This window comes from Streptomyces sp. NPDC052020 (assembly GCF_040680575.1).
In the GTDB taxonomy this organism is placed as follows: Bacteria; Actinomycetota; Actinomycetes; order Streptomycetales; family Streptomycetaceae; genus Streptomyces.
The window spans coordinates 1-16,733 of the sequence record NZ_JBFAWY010000027.1; the positions used below are offsets into that span (position 1 = coordinate 1).

At 74.7% G+C, this 16,733-nt stretch carries 14 protein-coding genes; 11 read left to right on the forward strand and 3 right to left on the reverse strand.

Annotated features, from left to right (window positions below):
* The first annotated feature begins 441 nt into the window (after positions 1-441).
* The 5 genes from AB0L74_RS24820 to AB0L74_RS24840 all read left to right on the forward strand — a co-directional run bounded on the left by AB0L74_RS24820 (position 442) and on the right by AB0L74_RS24840 (position 6,245).
* Positions 442-1,122, forward strand: a complete 681-nt coding sequence (locus AB0L74_RS24820) for a class I SAM-dependent methyltransferase (RefSeq protein WP_365656379.1) — start codon at positions 442-444, stop codon at positions 1,120-1,122.
* 284 nt (positions 1,123-1,406) lie between these two features.
* Positions 1,407-2,231 carry an ABC transporter ATP-binding protein gene (locus AB0L74_RS24825; RefSeq protein WP_365656382.1) on the forward strand — a complete coding sequence of 275 codons (825 nt, stop codon included), beginning with the start codon at positions 1,407-1,409 and terminating at the stop codon, positions 2,229-2,231.
* Positions 2,232-2,235: 4 nt separating this feature from the next.
* On the forward strand, positions 2,236-4,803 hold the full coding sequence (locus AB0L74_RS24830; protein WP_365656385.1) for an ABC transporter permease: 2,568 nt from the start codon (positions 2,236-2,238) through the stop codon (positions 4,801-4,803).
* Between the two features lie 45 nt (positions 4,804-4,848).
* On the forward strand, positions 4,849-5,748 hold the full coding sequence (locus AB0L74_RS24835) for an LLM class F420-dependent oxidoreductase (protein WP_365656388.1): 900 nt from the start codon (positions 4,849-4,851) through the stop codon (positions 5,746-5,748).
* Between the two features lie 71 nt (positions 5,749-5,819).
* On the forward strand, positions 5,820-6,245 hold the full coding sequence (locus AB0L74_RS24840) for a GNAT family N-acetyltransferase (RefSeq protein WP_365656391.1): 426 nt from the start codon (positions 5,820-5,822) through the stop codon (positions 6,243-6,245).
* A gap of 140 nt (positions 6,246-6,385) precedes the next feature.
* Here AB0L74_RS24840 and AB0L74_RS24845 read toward each other — a convergent pair whose 3' ends face one another.
* Positions 6,386-7,981, reverse strand: a complete 1,596-nt coding sequence (locus AB0L74_RS24845) for a carbohydrate-binding protein (protein WP_365656395.1) — start codon at positions 7,979-7,981, stop codon at positions 6,386-6,388.
* Between the two features lie 388 nt (positions 7,982-8,369).
* Between AB0L74_RS24845 and AB0L74_RS24850 the strand changes: the two genes are divergently transcribed.
* The 5 genes from AB0L74_RS24850 to mug all read left to right on the forward strand — a co-directional run bounded on the left by AB0L74_RS24850 (position 8,370) and on the right by mug (position 13,774).
* Positions 8,370-9,785: a hemolysin family protein gene (locus tag AB0L74_RS24850; protein ID WP_365656397.1), complete on the forward strand. Its 1,416-nt coding sequence runs from the start codon at positions 8,370-8,372 to the stop codon at positions 9,783-9,785.
* Positions 9,782-10,795: a hemolysin family protein gene (locus tag AB0L74_RS24855; RefSeq protein ID WP_365656400.1), complete on the forward strand. Its 1,014-nt coding sequence runs from the start codon at positions 9,782-9,784 to the stop codon at positions 10,793-10,795. Before AB0L74_RS24850 ends, AB0L74_RS24855 begins: the two co-directional genes overlap by 4 nt.
* Positions 10,796-10,909: 114 nt before the next feature.
* Positions 10,910-11,692, forward strand: coding sequence for an SGNH/GDSL hydrolase family protein (locus tag AB0L74_RS24860; RefSeq protein ID WP_365656403.1), 783 nt, complete (start codon positions 10,910-10,912; stop codon positions 11,690-11,692).
* A gap of 97 nt (positions 11,693-11,789) precedes the next feature.
* Positions 11,790-13,232 carry an adenylosuccinate lyase gene (gene purB / locus AB0L74_RS24865; RefSeq protein ID WP_365656406.1) on the forward strand — a complete coding sequence of 481 codons (1,443 nt, stop codon included), beginning with the start codon at positions 11,790-11,792 and terminating at the stop codon, positions 13,230-13,232.
* Between the two features lie 44 nt (positions 13,233-13,276).
* Entirely contained in the window at positions 13,277-13,774 is a 498-nt protein-coding gene (gene mug / locus AB0L74_RS24870; RefSeq protein ID WP_365656409.1) for a G/U mismatch-specific DNA glycosylase, read from the forward strand.
* A gap of 34 nt (positions 13,775-13,808) precedes the next feature.
* On the opposite strand, the gene AB0L74_RS24875 is transcribed toward mug, so the two are convergent.
* Positions 13,809-14,249: a hypothetical protein gene (locus AB0L74_RS24875; protein ID WP_365656412.1), complete on the reverse strand. Its 441-nt coding sequence runs from the start codon at positions 14,247-14,249 to the stop codon at positions 13,809-13,811.
* Between the two features lie 347 nt (positions 14,250-14,596).
* Between AB0L74_RS24875 and AB0L74_RS24880 the strand changes: the two genes are divergently transcribed.
* Entirely contained in the window at positions 14,597-15,757 is a 1,161-nt protein-coding gene (locus AB0L74_RS24880; RefSeq protein WP_365656415.1) for an ROK family transcriptional regulator, read from the forward strand.
* An 81-nt stretch (positions 15,758-15,838) separates the two neighbouring features.
* Here AB0L74_RS24880 and AB0L74_RS24885 read toward each other — a convergent pair whose 3' ends face one another.
* A complete protein-coding gene (locus tag AB0L74_RS24885) occupies positions 15,839-16,600 on the reverse strand; it encodes a GntR family transcriptional regulator (RefSeq protein ID WP_365656417.1) in 762 nt (253 codons plus the stop codon).
* Between the last annotated feature and the right edge of the window lie 133 nt (positions 16,601-16,733).

Here is a 16,733-nt window from a genome sequence, read left to right on the forward strand (position 1 = left end):
CAGCGGGTTCCGGCTGGCGTACGCCTCCGACGCGCCGGTCAACTGGTGCCCGGGCCTGGGCACCGTGCTGGCCAACGAGGAGGTCACCGCGGAAGCCCCGCCCGCCGGCTGTCCGCCCCGGTATCCGGGATCTCCCGCCGGGGCGGGTTCCGCTGCGCGTCCGGCCTCCTCGCCCGGTGCTGCGAGCGCTCGCCCGGACGCCGGCGGGCCGCGGCGGACGCCGTCCGCGCCCGCCGCGGCCATGGGTCGTCCACGGTCGGAGCCGGCGCCGCGGCAGGGAGCCGTCCGCCGCGGCCCGCCCGGCACGGCCCGTCCGCCACGCGCCTGCGCCGCAACCCGCGCGTGCCCCGGGCGTGCCTGCCGCGACGTGACCCGGCAGCCGGGGATGCGCCGGGCCGCGCGGGGGAGAATCGCGGTAGGTCCGCCCCGCGAGGAGGTCGTATGGCGCTCCGCCCGCCCCGTTCCCGCACGGCGCCGCGGGACGCCGTGCACCATCCCCTGTTCGCCCGCTGCTACGCCCGGGTCAGTACGGCCGCCGAGACCCGGATGGGCATGGGCGCGGTGCGGGAGAGGCTGCTCGCCGGGCTGTCCGGGCGGGTCATCGAGATCGGCGCGGGCAACGGGCTGAACTTCGCGCACTATCCGGGCACGGTCGCCGAGGTCGTCGCCATCGAACCGGAGCGGGTGCTGCGGCGGTCGGCGGTGGAGGCGGCCCTGCGCGCGGAGGTGCCCGTCGACGTGGTGCCGGGGGCGGCGGAGGCGTTGCCGGTCAAGGGCGAGGCGTTCGACGCGGCCGTGCTGTCGCTGGTGCTGTGCAGCGTGCGGGACGTGCCGCGGGCGCTCGCGGAGGTGCGGCGGGTGCTGCGGCCCGGCGGCGAGGTGCGGTTCTTCGAGCACGGCCGGGGCGGCGGCCGGCTCATGGGCGTGACCCAGCGGGCGCTGGACCGGACGGTGTGGCCGGCGCTCAGCGGCGGCTGCCACCTGTCCCGGGACCCGGTCGCCGCGCTGCGCGAGGCCGGGTTCGAGATCGGTCCCTACCGGCGCACCCTGATGCCGGAGAAGGGACCGCGGCTGCCGGCGTCCTTCTGTGTGACGGGCGCGGCGTGGCGGCCCGGCGTCTGAGGCCGCGCGCGGTGGTCACGCGCCTCTCGCCGTGCCGGGTCCTGACCCACGTACGTCCCCGTGGGCCAGGACCCGGCACGGCGAGAGCACGCGCCTGACGCCGTGAGGCCCGCCCACCGGGCGGACGACGGGAGCGTGACGACAGGCCCCGGGCAGCGGCAAGGCCGCCGCGTCCGCACGTGCGCCGCGACCGCCGTACTGTGTGAGACGGACCACTGAGAAGGACCACCCTCGTCCTCGGACGGGGCACGGACGTCCCCGCCTCGCCGAGCCAGGAGGCACCCTTGCCCACACCTGCCGCGGAGCACGCCCCGGGGCCCGAGCCGGCCGGCCGGCTCGCGGCGCGCGCCCGGGGCCTGACCAAGGCGTACGGCGCGGGCGAGACGGTGGTGCTCGCCCTGGACGCGGTCGACGTCGACATCGTGCGCGGCCGTTTCACGGCGGTGATGGGGCCGTCGGGTTCCGGCAAGTCCACGCTGATGCACTGCCTCGCGGGGCTGGACACGGTCTCGGCCGGTCGGGTGTGGCTCGGGGACACGGAGATCACCGGGCTGAGGGACCGGGAGCTGACCCGGCTGCGCCGGGACCGGGTCGGGTTCATGTTCCAGTCGTTCAATCTGGTCCCGACCCTGAACGCGCTGGAGAACATCACCCTGCCGCTGGACATCGCGGGCCGGCGGCCGGACGCGCGGTGGCTCGACCGGGTCGTCGGCACGCTGGGCCTGGGCGACCGGCTCGGGCACCGGCCCGCCCAGCTGTCCGGCGGGCAGCAGCAGCGGGTGGCCTGCGCGCGGGCCCTGGTCTCCCGGCCTGAGCTGATCTTCGCGGACGAGCCGACCGGCAACCTGGACTCGCGGTCCGGACTGGAGGTCCTGGGCTTTCTGCGCGGGGCCGTCGACGACCTGGGGCAGACCGTCGTCATGGTCACCCACGACCCGGGCGCCGCCGCCCACTCCGACGTGGTGCTCTTTCTCGCGGACGGGCGGATCGTGGACCGGATGGAACGGCCGACGGCTCGGGCGGTGCTGGAGCGGATGAAGCGCTTCGACGCCGTGCGCGGCCCGTCCGGCGACGGCGGCCCGCCCGCCCGGGGCCCGGAGAGGGGCTGACGCGATGCTCAAGGCGACGCTGCGCGGCTTCCTGGCGCACAGGGGCCGGCTGCTGATGTCGGCGCTGGCCGTCGCGCTGTCGGTGGCGTTCGTCGCGGGCAGCCTGATCTTCTCCGACACGCTCAACCGCACCTTCGACCAGTTGTTCACCTCGACCGCCGCCGACGTGACCGTCCGTCCCGAGGAGGGCCTGGACGAATCCCTGCCCTCCGGCCGGATCGCCACCGTGCCCGCCGCGCTCGCCGGCCGCGTGGCCGCCGTCGACGGAGTCGCCGCCGCCCGGGTGGACGTCGAGGCCGGGGACATCACGGTCGTCGACGCCCGGCGCCGGCCCGTCAGCCCGACCACCGGCGCCCCCACCACCGGTGCCAACTGGGACCCGGCCGGCCGCCGCACCGTCGAGCTCGGCTCCGGGCACGCCCCGCGCGGACCAGGGCAGGCGGTGCTCGACGAGGTGACCGCCGACCGCGCGGGCGTACGGATCGGCGACACCCTCACGGTGATCGCGCCGCCGGGCTCCTTCCCGGTCGAGGTCGTCGGCATCGCCGCCTTCACCGCCGCCAACCCCGGCGCCGCGCTGATCTTCCTGGACACCCCGGCCGCGCAGGAGCGGCTGCTGGGCGACGCCCGCGCCGCGACCGGCATTTCCGTCGACGCCGAGAAAGGCGTGGCCGCCGAACAGCTCAAGCGGCGGGTGGCCGACGCGCTGGGCGCGGACGCGTACACCTACCGGACCGCCGCCGAGCAGGCCGAGTCCGACGTCCAGCGGCTGGGCGGCTTCCTCGACGTCCTCAAGGGGGTCATGCTCGGCTTCGCCGGGGTCGCGGTGCTCGTCGGCGTCTTCCTGATCGTCAACACCTTCTCGATGCTGATCGCCCAGCGCACCCGCGAGCTGGGCCTGCTGCGCGCGCTGGGTGCCGACCGGCGCCAGGTCCGCCGGTCGGTGCTCACCGAGGCGCTGCTGCTCGGCGTGGCCGGTGCCACGCTGGGGCTGGCCGCCGGTGTCGGGCTGGCCGCCGGGCTGATCCGGGTGATGAACGTGATCGGCATGCACATCCGCTCCACCGACATGGTGATCGGCTGGCCGACCCCGGTCGCGGGGTACGCCGTCGGCGTCGGCGTGACGTTCGTGGCGGCGTACCTCCCGGCCCGCAGGGCCGCGGCCGTCTCCCCGATGGCGGCGATCGCGGAGACCGAGGCCGCCGGTACGGGCCGTCCGCTGCGGACGCGGGCGAGGGCGGGCGCGGCCGTCGGGGCGGTGGGCGCCGCCGCGCTCGCCGGGTGCGCCGTCTCCTCCCGGACCGACCGGGCGGCGCTGTCGCTCGGGTCCGGTGTCGCCCTGACGCTCATCGCCACCGTGGTCGCGGGCCCGTTGCTGGTGCGGCCGGTGATCCGGGTCCTCGGCGCGGCCTTCCCCGCCCTGTTCGGCGCCGTCGGCCTGCTGAGCCGGCGCAACGCCCTGCGCAATCCGCGCCGCACCGGTGCCACCGCCGCCGCGCTGATGGTGGGGATCGCCCTGGCCGTGGGGCTGTCCGTGGCCGGCGCCTCGATCACCGCGTCCTTCGACCGGCAGATCGACCGGACGCTGGGCTCGGACTTCATCGTGCGCGACGGCAACTCCGCGCCGTTCCCGCGCGAGGTGACCGACGCGGTGCGCGCGACGCCCGGCGCGGGGCTCGTCGTACGGGCGCGGTACGCGCCGGTGGCGGTGCGGCTGCCGGACGGCGAGCGGGTGACCACGACCGCCACGGCCTACGGCCAGGGGCTGGACGAGGTCACCGACCTCGCCTACACGCACGGGGACGGCCGGGCCGCGCTCGCGCCGGGGCACCTCGCCATGGACGCCCGGTTCGCCCGGGAGCACGGCGTGCGTCCGGGCGGCACGGTCGCGGTCGAGTTCCAGGGCGGGCGCACCGCCGGGCTGACCGTGGGCGCCCTGACCGGGCAGGAGTCCGCCGGGCGGTTCAGGTCGCCGGGCGGGCTGTTCCTCGGGCTGGCCACGCTGGAGCGGTACGCGCCGGGGGGCCAGGACGCCGTGGTGTACGTGAACGCCGCCCCCGGCACGGGCGAGGACGAGCTGCGGGCCGCCCTGGAGCGGTCGCTCGCCCCGTATCCGCATGTGCAGGTGCGCGACCTGGCCGGTTACAAGGAGCTGGTGCGCGACCAGATCGCGGTCCTGCTGTATCTCGTGTACGCGCTGCTGGGGCTGGCGATCGTCATCGCGGTCCTCGGCGTGGTGAACACGCTCGCGCTGTCGGTGGTGGAACGCACCCGGGAGATCGGGCTGCTGCGGGCGATCGGGCTGTCCCGGCGCCGGCTGCGGCGGATGATCCGGCTGGAGTCGGTGATGATCGCGGTCTTCGGGGCGGTACTGGGCCTGGCGCTGGGCCTGGTGTGGGGCGTGTGCACCCAGCGGGTGCTGGCCCTGGAGGGCATGACGGAGCTGTCCGTTCCGTGGGACACGGTCGTCGCGGTGGTGCTCGGCTCGGTGGCGGTGGGGATCGCGGCGGCGCTGCTGCCCGCGTCGCGTGCCTCACGCATGAACGTGCTGGCGGCCATCGCGCACGAGTGATTGACTCGCCCGCGTCCTGAAATCCCTGTCAGCCAAGGAGAGTTGATGGCACGTTCGTTCCGATTCGGCGTCAACCTGGTGGCCCCCGCCCCGGGCGAGGAATGGCGGGCCAAGTGCCGCCGGGCCGAGGAGCTGGGGTACGACGTGATCCTGGTCCCCGACCACCTGGGCACGGTGGCGCCCTTTCCGGCCCTGGTGGCGGCGGCCGAGGCGACCGAGCGCCCGCGGCTGGGCACCTTCGTCCTCAACGCCGGCTTCTGGAACCCGGCTCTGCTGGCCCGCGAGGTCGCGACGGCGGACGCCCTGACCGGTGGGCGCCTGGAACTCGGGCTCGGCACCGGCTACGTACGGGCGGAGCACGAGGCGGCCGGGCTGCCGTTCGGCTCGCCGCGCGAACGGGTCGACCACCTGCGGCGCACGGTGGAGGAGCTGGCCAAGCTGCTCGGCTCCGCGGAACACCGGCCGCGGCCGGCGCAGCGGCCCCGGGTGCCGCTGCTGATCGGCGGCAACGGCGACCGGATGCTGCGGCTGACCGCCGAGCACGCCGACATCGCGGCCTTCACCGGCGCCCGGAGCGTGCCGGGCAGCGCCACGGGGCAGCTCGCCCCCATCACGGCGGGGGAACTGGACGAGCGGGTGGCGCGGTACCGGGAACTGGCCGCGGGCCGCGCGGAACCCGCGGAGCTCAACCTGCTCGTCCAGCAGGTGGTCATCACCGAGGACCGCGAGGCCGCGGTGCGGCCCTTCCTGGAGCACGTGCCGCATCTGACCGCCGCTCAGGTGCTGGAGCTGCCGATCGTCCTGGTGGGGACCGTGGAGGAGATCACCGCGCAGGTCCGGGCCCAGCGGGAGCGGTACGGGTTCACTTACCTGACCGTTCTGGAGCCGTGCATGGAAACGTTCGCCCCGGTCATGGCGGCTCTGCGCGAGGCGTCGGGAGGGTGACGGCCGGCCCTTGGTGTCCGCATGGCGGAAACGCCGTCCCGGTCCGCCGCCGCGGGTGATCTCATCGGGATATGGCGGAGCTGCGGATACGGGCCGCCGGGCCCGATGACCTGGACGGTGTGCTGGCCTTCTGGACGACGGCCGCCGAGGGCACCAGCATCAGCGACGACCGGGACGGTGTGGAGCGGCTGGTGGCCCGGGACCCCGATGCCCTGATCCTGGCCGAGCGTGACGGTGAGCTGGTCGGCACGGTGATCGCGGGCTTCGACGGCTGGCGCTGCCACCTGTACCGGCTCGCGGTGCGTCCGGACCGCCGCCGCCAGGGCGTCGCCTCGGCTCTGCTCGCCGCCGCGGAGGAGCGGTTCGTACGGCTCGGGGGGCGCCGCGGGGACGCGATGGTGCTGGTACGCAACGAGCGGGGGCAGCGGGCCTGGCGGGCCGCCGGGTACGCGCCCGAGGAGCAGTGGCGGCGCTGGGTGAAGCACCTGGCGCCCTGAACACGCGGATGGGCGCGCCACCGCCCCCGGCGGGGGGGTGACGCGCCCGGCAGGGCGGCGTGGAGTACCCGTGTCGGGTCGTGAGATGTCTCGGTGACGACGCGTCAGCGTCCGCTGGGGATACCGTCAGCGAGAATCCGTCAGGACGTGACTCGCGCGCCGCCGAAGGTCACGACGAGTCGGCCGTCCGCGGCGAAGGACCAGCGCAGCGCACCGGCGTAGGCGGAGCACCGCGACCCGTTCGCGCCGGACCAGAACTGGTTGGAGGCGTCGGCGTCACCGACGATCCGGTCGTTCGAGCCGCTGCCGCTGCGGCAGGAGAGGTTGTCGCGGAACACCGACGTACCGGCGTCGAAGGAGTAGTTGCGCTGGTCGTTGTCGATGCTGACGTTGCCGGAGACCGCCATCGTGCCCGGGTTCCTGTTGTAGGTGAACCCGTGCTTGCCGTTGCCGTAGGCGATGTTGCGCCGGATGACGTGGTCGACCTCGATGTCCTCGCCGCCGAGCTTGTAGCCGTTGCGGTCGCCGTTGGAGTTCACGGTGCCGTCGCTGAGCGTGCCGTTCTCGTAGGCGAGGGAGTCCTCGATGGTCACCGGGCCGATGGGGCCGGTGTCGGACTTGGTGTACAGGTCCCAGCCGTCGTCGATGTTGTGGTGGGCGACGGCGTACCGGAAGACGTTGCCCGGCCCGGAGGTGAGCTTCGCGGCGAAGCCGTCGGCGTCCTCGCCGTCGGAGTCGGCGTTGTCGTGCGACTCCGCGCTCACGATGAGGTTGTTCGACGGCCACTGGTCGCGGGGGGTGGTGGAGGCCGCCCGCGAGAGCTGGAGCCCCGTGTCGCGGTTGAACCGCGTCACCGTGCGCTCGATGACGTTGCCGCTGCCGCCGACGAAGATGCCGTTGTCGCCGGCCCGCTGCACGACGAGGCCGGAGACGTGCCAGTAGGAGCCGTTCAGGGCGAGTCCGCGGTTGGCCGGGTCCTCGCTCATGGCGGAGAAGTCGAGCACCGGGGTCTCGCCCGGGTAGGCGGACAGCTTGGTACGGGCGCTCGCCGTGCCGCCGCTGCCGGGCGGGATGGTGACCGTCCGGTCGTAGCGGTAGGTGCCACCGCGCAGGTAGACGGTTCCGCCGGGGGCGACGCGGGAGATCGCCGAGGTGAGCGTCGTCGGGTCCGACTGGGTGCCGGCCGCGCCGTCGCTGCCGTTCGGCGCCACGTACAGCGCGCCGGTGGCCGGAGGCGGCGTGGTGGTGCCGCCCGTCTCGGCGTCGAGACGGTCGACGTTGGGCAGGCCGGCGGAGGTGGTGGGGTTGAGCCGGACCGTGTTGGCGCCCGCCTTCACCGGCACCGTGAACGCCCGGGTCGCCCACGTGGTCCAGGCGCCGGTGCCCTCGAAGGGCGCCGACGCGGTCACCGCGCCGTTCACCAGCAGGTTCGCGGGCCGGGCGGTGCCGGTTCCGTTGGCGTAGCGGACCGTCAGCGTGGCGGTGCCCGCGGCCGGGGCGTCGACGGTGAACTGGGCGAAGGCCCCGGCGGCGTTGGTGCCGTTGCAGAATCCGCTGCCGGTGTATCCGGCCCAGTCGGAGTCGATGGTGCCGGTGCAGACCGCCGGGGAGGTCTCGGCCTCGTAGCGGGTGGGGGCGGCCTGCGCCGCGGTGCCGGACAGGGCGACGAGTGTGCCGGCCAGCAGACCGGCGCAGGCGAGGACCGGTCGCAGGGGCGTGGCTGGTCTCGAGTGCATCGTTCGTCTCCAGGGTGTGGGGTGGTCCGGCCGGCTCCTGGGGGCGGATGCCGGCCGGTGGAACGGCCGTGCCCATGACGCTCGGCGCCTACATCCCGTCCGGAGGGGGAGGAACGGGGGAAAGCGCTTTCCCGGGACGCTAGAGGGGTTGCCGTGAACGCGTCAATAGTCGTGTACTTGTTTGCTATTCAAGAACATGAACGCGCGGGCGAACGGTGACGCCCTGAGAGGACGCGGGTGCCGCCCCTCCCGGCCGCCCGCCCGGCACCTCTTCTTTACCCATCCTTTGCCCGGTCCGGGCCACTCGGTGCTCCATGAACGGTTGTGAGCGTCCGCCTCGTCGCGCGGTCTCCCGTCGCCCGGCCGATCGTGGAAGGGAGGTGAACCGATGACCGAGGTACTCCTGCTGCTGGTGGCGATCCTGCTGTCGCTCGCGTGCGGTGCCTTCGTCGCCGCGGAGTTCTCGCTGACCACCGTCGAACGCGGCGAGCTGGAACGGGCCGCGGCGCGCGGCGAACGGGGCGCGCCGGGCGCCCTGAAGGCCGTACGGAACCTGACCTTCCAGCTCTCCGGGGCTCAGCTTGGCATCACGGTCACCAATCTGGTGGTCGGCATGCTGGCCGAGCCCTCCATCGCCGCGCTGATCTCAGGCCCGCTCCAGGACGCCGGCGCCTCCCGCACGGTGGCCCGCTCCCTGGCGCTGGTGCTGGGCACGGCCCTGTCGACGGTGTTCCTGATGGTCGTCGGCGAGCTGGTGCCCAAGAACTGGGCGATCTCCTCGCCGCTGGCGGTGGCCCGCCGGGTGGGCAGTCCGCAGCGCTGGTTCAGTGCCGCCTTCCGGCCCTTCATCACCCACCTGAACAACACGGCCAACCGGATCGTGCGCCGGCTCGGCGTGCAGCCCACGGAGGAACTGGCCGCCGCGCGCGGGCCGCAGGAGCTGGCGGCCCTGGCCCGGCACTCCGCCAAGGAGGGCGCCCTGGAGGCCGACACCGCGGAGCTGTTCGTACGCACGCTCAACCTCGCCGACCTGACCGCCGAGAACGTGATGACCCCGCGCGTGCAGGTGGTCGCCCTGGAGGCCCAGGCGACCTGCGAGGACGTGGCGAACGCGACCCGGGCGACCGGCCTGTCCCGGTTCCCCGTCTACCGCGGCACCCTGGACGCGGTGGTGGGGACCGCGCACATCAAGGACGTGCTGGCGGTGCCCGCCCAGCGCCGGCCCCGGGTGCCGGTCTCCGAGCTGATGCGCGAGCCCCTGCTCGTGCCCGCGACGCTCACCGTCGACCGGCTGCTCGACCGGCTCTCCGGCCGGCGCACCATGGCCGTGGTGATCGACGAGTACGGCGGGACGGCGGGCGTGGCCACGCTGGAGGACATCGTGGAGGAGGTCGTCGGCGAGGTGCGCGACGAGCACGACCCGCACGAGACGCCCGAGCTGGACCCGGCCGGCACGGACGAGCACGGGCGCCTGCTGTACCGGGCCGACGGCGCGGCCCGGGTGGACCGCCTCGCGGGGGTCGGGTTCCGGGTGCCGGAGGGTCCGTACGAGACGCTGGCCGGACTGGTCGCGCACGCGCTGGGACGGATCCCGGCGGCCGGCGACACGGTCCGCCTCGCCGGCTGGCGGCTGGACGTGCTGGACGCCGCCGGCCGCAGGGCCGCCCGCGTCCTGCTGCACGCGCCGCCGCCGGACCGGCTACCGCCGGACGGCCTCGGCGAGGTCCGCACTCCGGGCAGGCTCCGCCGTCCCCGGAACGCCGCGGACCGCGAGGGCCACGGGACCGAGGAGGCCGGGCGATGACCGCCGTACAGCTGCTGATCGGTCTGGCGACGCTGGTCGTCAACGCCTTCTTCGTGGGCGCCGAGTTCGCGCTGATCTCCGTGCGCCGCAGCCAGGTGGAGCCGTACGCCGAGCAGGGCGACCGCCGGGCGCGCAGCGTGCTGTGGGGCCTGGAGCACGTGTCCGCGCTGATGGCGGCGGCGCAGCTCGGCATCACCCTGTGCACCCTGGTCCTCGGCGTGGTCGCGGAGCCGGCCATCGCGCATCTGCTGGAGCCGGCGTTCCACGCGATGGGCGTGCCGAGCGGCGCCGGGCACGCGGTGTCCTTCGTGATCGCCCTGGCCCTGGCCACCTATCTGCACATGCTGCTCGGCGAGATGGTGCCGAAGAACATCGCTCTCGCGGAGCCGGTGCGCAGCGCGCTGCTGCTGGGCCCGCCGCTGGTGGCGCTCTCCCGGGCGCTGCGCCCGGTGATCTTCACGATCAACGCCTTCGCCAACGCCCTGCTCAGGCTGCTCAGGGTCCAGACCAGGGACGAGGTGTCGGCCACGTTCACCGACACCGAGCTGGCCCAGATCGTCAAGGACGCCAGTGAGGCCGGCCTCATCGACGACCGGGCCCAGGAGCGGCTGCACGACGCGCTGGAGCTGGGCCGGCGGCCGGTGCGCGACGTGGTGCTGCCGCTGGAGCGCGTGGTGCACGCGCGGGTGGGCGTCACGCCGGAACGGCTGGAGCGGCTGTCGGCCGAATCCGGGTTCTCCCGCTTCCCGGTGGTGGACGAGGGACGGCGGATCGTGGGCTATCTGCATGTGAAGGACGCGCTGGACGCCACGCCGCGGGACGTGCCGTTCCGGCCCCGGGACATGCGGCCCATCGCGCGGGTGCGGGAAAACACGCCGCTGGACGACGTGCTCACCGCGATGCGGGGCGGCCGCACCCACCTGGCGGCCGTGCTCGGCGCCGACGGGCGGCTGGCGGGGCTGGTGACCATGGAGGACGTGCTGCGGGAGCTGTTCGGGCAGCGGACCTAGGGTCTTTCGTCCTGATCGGCCCGGCACGATCAGAAACGGCAGGCCCTGGGTCTTTCGTCCGGGCCGGGGGCGACCGACCGGCGGGTATGTGCCCGGGTTAGCATGTCCGTCGCCATGCAGATGAACCCCACGTACTCCAGCCTCGTCGCGGTCGGCGACTCCTTCACCGAGGGCATGTCGGACCTGCTGCCGGACGGCTCCTACCGCGGCTGGGCCGACCTTCTCGCCGCGCGGATGGCGGCCCGCACCCCCGGATTCCGGTACGCCAATCTCGCGGTGCGCGGCAAGCTGATCGGGCAGATCGTCGACGAGCAGGTGGACGTGGCGGCGGCCATGGGCGCCGACGTGATCACGCTGGTGGGCGGGCTCAACGACACCCTGCGGCCCCAGTGCGACATGGGGCGGGTGCGCGCTCTGCTGACCGAGGCCGTGGAGCGGCTGGCGCCCGGCTGCAAGCAGCTGGTGCTGATGCGCAGCCCCGGCCGCCAGGGCCCGGTGCTGGAGCGCTTCCGGCCGCGCATGGAGGCGCTGTACGCCTGCGTCGACGACCTCGCCGCACGGCACGGCGCCCTCGTGGTCGACCTGTACGGGGCGCCCGCGCTGGCCGACCCGCGGCTGTGGGACGTGGACCGGCTGCATCTGACCGCCGAGGGGCACCGCCGGGTCGCGGAGGCGGTGTGGCAGGCGCTCGGCTACGAGCCGGAGGATCCCCACTGGCACACGCCGATGCCGATGGCCCCGCCGCCGGGCTGGCTCACGCGGCGGGTCGCGGACGTCCGGTTCGCCCGGCGGCATCTGCTGCCCTGGATCGGCCGCCGGCTGACCGGCCGCTCCTCCGGGGACGGCCGCCCGGCCAAGCGGCCCGAGCTGCTGCCGTACGAGGGGCCGGCCGCCTGAGGTCGGCCGCCGACTGTCCCGTGAGACGCCTCTCGTAGGTTCCGCCAAGGAACCCCGTGGCGCTGGCCTGCACGAATCGCCAGTAGAATCCGTACACGTGACTTCCGCTCCCGCCAAGCCCCGCATCCCGAACGTCCTCGCCGGACGCTACGCCTCCGCCGAGCTCGCCACGCTCTGGTCGCCCGAGCAGAAGGTGAAGCTGGAGCGGCAGCTCTGGCTCGCCGTGCTGCGGGCCCAGAAGGACCTCGGCATCGAGGTGCCCGACGAGGCGATCGCCGACTACGAGCGCGTCCTCGACCAGGTCGACCTGGCTTCCATCGCCGAGCGCGAGAAGGTCACCCGGCACGACGTGAAGGCGCGGATCGAGGAGTTCAACGACCTCGCCGGGCACGAGCACGTGCACAAGGGCATGACCTCCCGCGACCTGACGGAGAACGTCGAGCAGCTCCAGATCCGGCGTTCGCTGGAGCTGATGCGCGACCGGACCGTCGCCGTCCTGGCCCGCCTGGGCAAGCTGGCCGGCGAGTACGGCGAGCTGGTCATGGCCGGTCGCTCGCACAACGTGGCCGCGCAGGCCACGACGCTGGGCAAGCGCTTCGCCACCGCCGCCGACGAGCTGCTGGCGGCCTACGGCCGCGTCGAGGAGCTGCTGGGCCGCTACCCGCTGCGCGGCATCAAGGGCCCGGTGGGCACCGCGCAGGACATGCTGGACCTGCTGGGCGGGGACGCGGGCAAGCTGGCGGAGCTGGAGCGCCGCATCGCCGGGCACCTGGGCTTCTCCGACGCCTTCACCTCGGTCGGCCAGGTCTACCCGCGCTCGCTGGACTACGAGGTCGTCACCGCGCTGGTGCAGCTGGCGGCGGCGCCGTCGTCGCTGGCGAAGACGATCCGGCTGATGGCCGGGCACGAGCTGGTCACCGAGGGGTTCAAGCCCGGCCAGGTCGGCTCCTCCGCGATGCCCCACAAGATGAACACCCGCTCCTGCGAGCGCGTCAACGGCCTGATGGTGATCCTGCGCGGCTACGCCTCGATGACCGGCGAGCTGGCGGGCGACCAGTGGAACGAGGGCGACGTCTCCTGCTCGGTGGTGCGCCGGGTCGCGCTGCCGGACGCGTTCTTCGCGCTGGACGGTCTGCTGGAGACGTTCCTGACCGTGCTCGACGAGTTCGGCGCCTTCCCGGCCGTCGTCGCCCGGGAGCTGGACCGCTACCTGCCCTTCCTGGCCACGACCAAGGTGCTGATGGCCTCGGTGCGCGCGGGGGTCGGCCGCGAGGTCGCGCACGAGGCGATCAAGGAGAACGCCGTCGCCTGCGCGCTCGCCATGCGGGAACAGGGCGCCGAGCGCAACGAGCTGCTCGACAGGCTGGCCGCCGACGAGCGCATCCCGCTCGACCGCGCCGAGCTGGACGCGCTGATGGCCGACAAGCTGTCCTTCACCGGTGCCGCGGCCGATCAGGTCACCACCGTCGTCGGCCGCGTCGAGGAGATCGTCAAGCAGCGCCCGGAGGCGGCCGGTTACACCCCGGGGGCGATCCTCTGACGCGCTTCACCCCCGAGGAGCTCCAGGCCGCCCGCGACCGTCCGGTGCCGGACGTGGTCGCGGACGGCCTGCGGGTGCTCTTCTGCGGTATAAACCCCGGTCTGATGTCGGCCGCGACCGGCCACCACTTCGCCCGCCCCGGCAACCGGTTCTGGCCGGTACTGCACCTGTCGGGGTTCACGCCCAGGCGGCTGGAGCCGTCCGAGCAGCGGGAGCTGCTGTCGTACGGGCTCGGCATCACCAACGTCGTCGCGCGGCCGACGGCGCGGGCCGACGAACTGAGCGCGGAGGAGTACCAGGAGGGCGGGCGGCTGCTCGCGCTCAAGGTGGCGCGGCTGCGGCCCCGCTGGCTGGCCGTCGTGGGCGTGACCGCGTACCGGGCGGCCTTCGACGACCGCAAGGCCCAGGTGGGCCCGCAGGAGCGGAGGATCGGCGACACGCGCGTGTGGGTGCTGCCCAACCCCAGCGGGCTGAACGCGCACTGGACGGCGCGGACGATGGCGGAGGAGTTCGCCCGGCTGCGCGTCGCCGCCGAGGCGTGACCGGCGGGGGCGCGGCCGGCCGGCCCCTTCACGTTCACGGCGGGTCCGTCTGGGTGACCACGGCCACGAGCTGCACCTCGTCCGCCTCGTCCCGGTCGGCCACGGCCACGGCGACCCAGCGGCCGGTCCCCCGTGCCGCCCAGAGATAGGCCACGCGCGCACGGGCGCTGAGCGAGGCCCAGGGCTCGGGTATCTCCTCCCGCTCCGTGCGCAGCAGGACGGTCTGCAGATTCAGGACGTCCCCCTCCCCCCACCGCGACGCCACGCGCTCGTACAGCGCGTCGCGTTCCTTCTCGCACTGCTCCACCGTCGCCGCGCGCCGCGCCGGGCCGCCGCCCCGCAGGCCGTGACTGCTCGTCAGCTCGGCCAGGTGCCAGCCGGGCCCCCCGGCGCCGGTGTCCGACGGGCCGTGCTCCGCCGGGAAGGGACGGAAGCACAGCTCGTCGATGAGGGCGATGTACCGCGCGCTGTCCATGACTCCCAGTAGAGCAGCCGCCACTGACAATTGGCGGTCCGTCAGCGTCCGGCGGCGGCAGCGGTCCCGGGTGGCGCGGCCGGTTCCGGCTCCCGTCGCACGTTCCGGGCGGGCCCGGCGTCCCGTCGCCCGGCGTCCCGTCGTACGTCCCCGGCGGGCCCGTCCGCCCCGCCCGGTCCGGCGGGGGCCCCGCTCGGGTGTGCCGATGCCGGCGCGGTCGGGCGTCGGGGCGCCTGGCCGCCGGGACCGGCGGGCCCGGCCGGGCGGGCGCCCGGGGCCGCCCTCGCCGGGGTACGCCGTGCCGAGTACGATCCGGCCAACACGCGCACGAGCTGGGAGGACGGACGGTGGGGCGGCTGACCGGCGGGGATCCCTCGCTGCTGCGGAGGATCAATTCCGCGGTGGTGCTGCACGCGCTGCGTGCCACGGACTGTGCGACGCTCACCGAGATCACGCGGGTGACGGGACTGTCCCGGCCGACCGTCGAGGGCGTCGTGGAGGGGCTGACCGAAGCGGGGCTCGTCGTCGAGACGGCCGCGGAAGAGGGAGCCGCGCGGCGGCAGGGGCGGCCGGCGCGGCGGTTCCGGTTCCGGGCGGAGGCGGGTCATCTGCTGGGCCTGGAGATCGGGGCGCACCGGGTCTCGGCGCTGCTGGCCGACCTGGACGGCCGGATGATCGGCGCGCAGGCCAAGGACGTCGGCGAGTCCGCCACGGCCGACGAGCGGCTGGAACGGCTGCGCACGGCGGTGGCCGAACTGCTGCGCCGGGCCGGTGTCGCGCGGGGCTCCCTGCGGGCCGTGGGCGTGGCCACGCCGGGCATCGTCGAGGCGGACGGCACGGTCCGGCTGGGCACGGCGCTGCCCGAGTGGACGGGGCTGCGCCTCGGCGAGCGGCTGGGCCGTTCCTTCAGGTGCCCGGTGCTGGTGGAGAACGACGCGAACGCGGCGGCGGTCGCCGAGCACTGGAAGGGCGCCGCGACCGAGTCCGACGACGTGGTGTTCGTCCTGGCCGGGCTGAGCCCGGGGGCCGGCGCGCTGATCGGCGGGCGGCTGCACCGGGGCTACGGCGGGGCGGCCGGGGAGATCGGGGCGCTGCATCTGCTGGGCCGGGAGGCGACGCCGGAGGCGCTGCTGTCGACCACGGACCAGCCGCTGCACCCGCTCGACGAGCAGGCGGTGGCAGAGGTGTTCGCGCGGGCGCGGGAAGGGGACCGGCGGGCCCGCGCGGCCGTCGACCGGTTCATCCAGCGGCTGGTGCACGACGTGGCGGCGCTGGTGCTGGCGCTCGACCCCGAGCTGGTGGTGATCGGCGGCTGGGCGTCGGGGCTGGACGGCGTGCTGGAGCCGCTGCGCGGGGAGCTGGCCCGGTACTGCCTGCGCCCGCCGAGGGTGACGCTGTCGCTGCTCGGCGAGGCCGCCGTGGCCACGGGCGCGCTGCGGCTGGCCCTGGACCACGTGGAGGAGCAGCTGTTCGCGGTGGAGGGCACGGTGACGGCCCGCCACCGGTGACCCGCCGGGGCGCCCGGCCCCGAGAGCCCCGCGGGGCGGACGTCTTGCCGGAACGGCCGGCGACCGGCGGCGGTACGGCCGTCAGGAGGCCCGGCTGTGCGGGTCGTGGTGGATCTCCACGCCGCCCGAGTCGCCGAACGTCAGGCGGCAGGTGTCGGCCCGGTAGGTGGCCACGGAGAGCGCGGCGGTGCGGCCATCGGCGACGTAGCGGGTGGTGACCACGAGAACCGGGGAGCCCGGCAGCCGGTCCAGCACCTTGGCGTCCTCCGCGTGGGCCGAGCCGAGTTCCACGGCGCTCTCCTGGCGCTGGAGCTCCCGGTGCTGGAGCTCGCGCAGCACGGCACGCGCGCGTGCGGGCCCGGACGGGGCCTCTATCGCGGACAGGTCGGGCACCGAGGAGGCGGGGACGTAGAGCAGTTCCGCCGCCACGGGACGGCCGTGCGTCCGGCGGGAGCGGCGCACCGTGTGCACGGCCTCGTCGCGCCCGGTGCCCAGGGCGTCGGCGACGGCCGCGGGCGGGGCCGCCAGGGCGCAGTCGCACGCCTGCCAGGCGTCCCCGGCCGCTCCGGGCCAGGCGTGCTGTTCCGTGCCGACGGACACGCCCACGCGCGGCGGCGCGACGGTCGTGCCGACTCCGCGGCGGCGCTGGAGCCGGCCTTCGAGTTCCAGCTGTTCCAGGGCCTGGCGGAGCGTGGCGCGGGCGACGCCGAAGCGCGCGGCGAGTTCCCGTTCGTTGGGCAGGATCTCACCGACGGAGAACTCCGAGTCCAGCGCCTCGCTGAGCACGGTCCTCAGGTGCCAGTACTTCGGCTCCGGCACCGATTCCACCTGCGTGGTCCCCACCCTGTCCTCCGCAATCGCCGTGATCCGACGGCGTTTTTCAGCGCCCTTGTTTATTAAAGGTTGTTGCACTTCTCTGCGACCATAGGTCGGCCCCCACCCTTGGTCAAGACCAATCCTCCCTCCGGCGGGCGCG

Excerpts from the sequence above, each read along its gene's own strand:
- AB0L74_RS24820 (WP_365656379.1), top strand. The coding sequence starts at position 442 with ATGGCGCTCCGCCCGCCCCGTTCCCGCACGGCGCCGCGGGACGCCGTG.
- AB0L74_RS24830 (WP_365656385.1), top strand. The coding sequence starts at position 2,236 with ATGCTCAAGGCGACGCTGCGCGGCTTCCTGGCGCACAGGGGCCGGCTG.
- AB0L74_RS24835 (WP_365656388.1), top strand. The coding sequence starts at position 4,849 with ATGGCACGTTCGTTCCGATTCGGCGTCAACCTGGTGGCCCCCGCCCCG.
- AB0L74_RS24840 (WP_365656391.1), top strand. The coding sequence starts at position 5,820 with ATGGCGGAGCTGCGGATACGGGCCGCCGGGCCCGATGACCTGGACGGT.
- AB0L74_RS24845 (WP_365656395.1), bottom strand. The coding sequence starts at position 7,981 with ATGCACTCGAGACCAGCCACGCCCCTGCGACCGGTCCTCGCCTGCGCC.
- AB0L74_RS24850 (WP_365656397.1), top strand. The coding sequence starts at position 8,370 with ATGACCGAGGTACTCCTGCTGCTGGTGGCGATCCTGCTGTCGCTCGCG.
- AB0L74_RS24855 (WP_365656400.1), top strand. The coding sequence starts at position 9,782 with ATGACCGCCGTACAGCTGCTGATCGGTCTGGCGACGCTGGTCGTCAAC.
- AB0L74_RS24860 (WP_365656403.1), top strand. The coding sequence starts at position 10,910 with ATGCAGATGAACCCCACGTACTCCAGCCTCGTCGCGGTCGGCGACTCC.
- AB0L74_RS24875 (WP_365656412.1), bottom strand. The coding sequence starts at position 14,249 with ATGGACAGCGCGCGGTACATCGCCCTCATCGACGAGCTGTGCTTCCGT.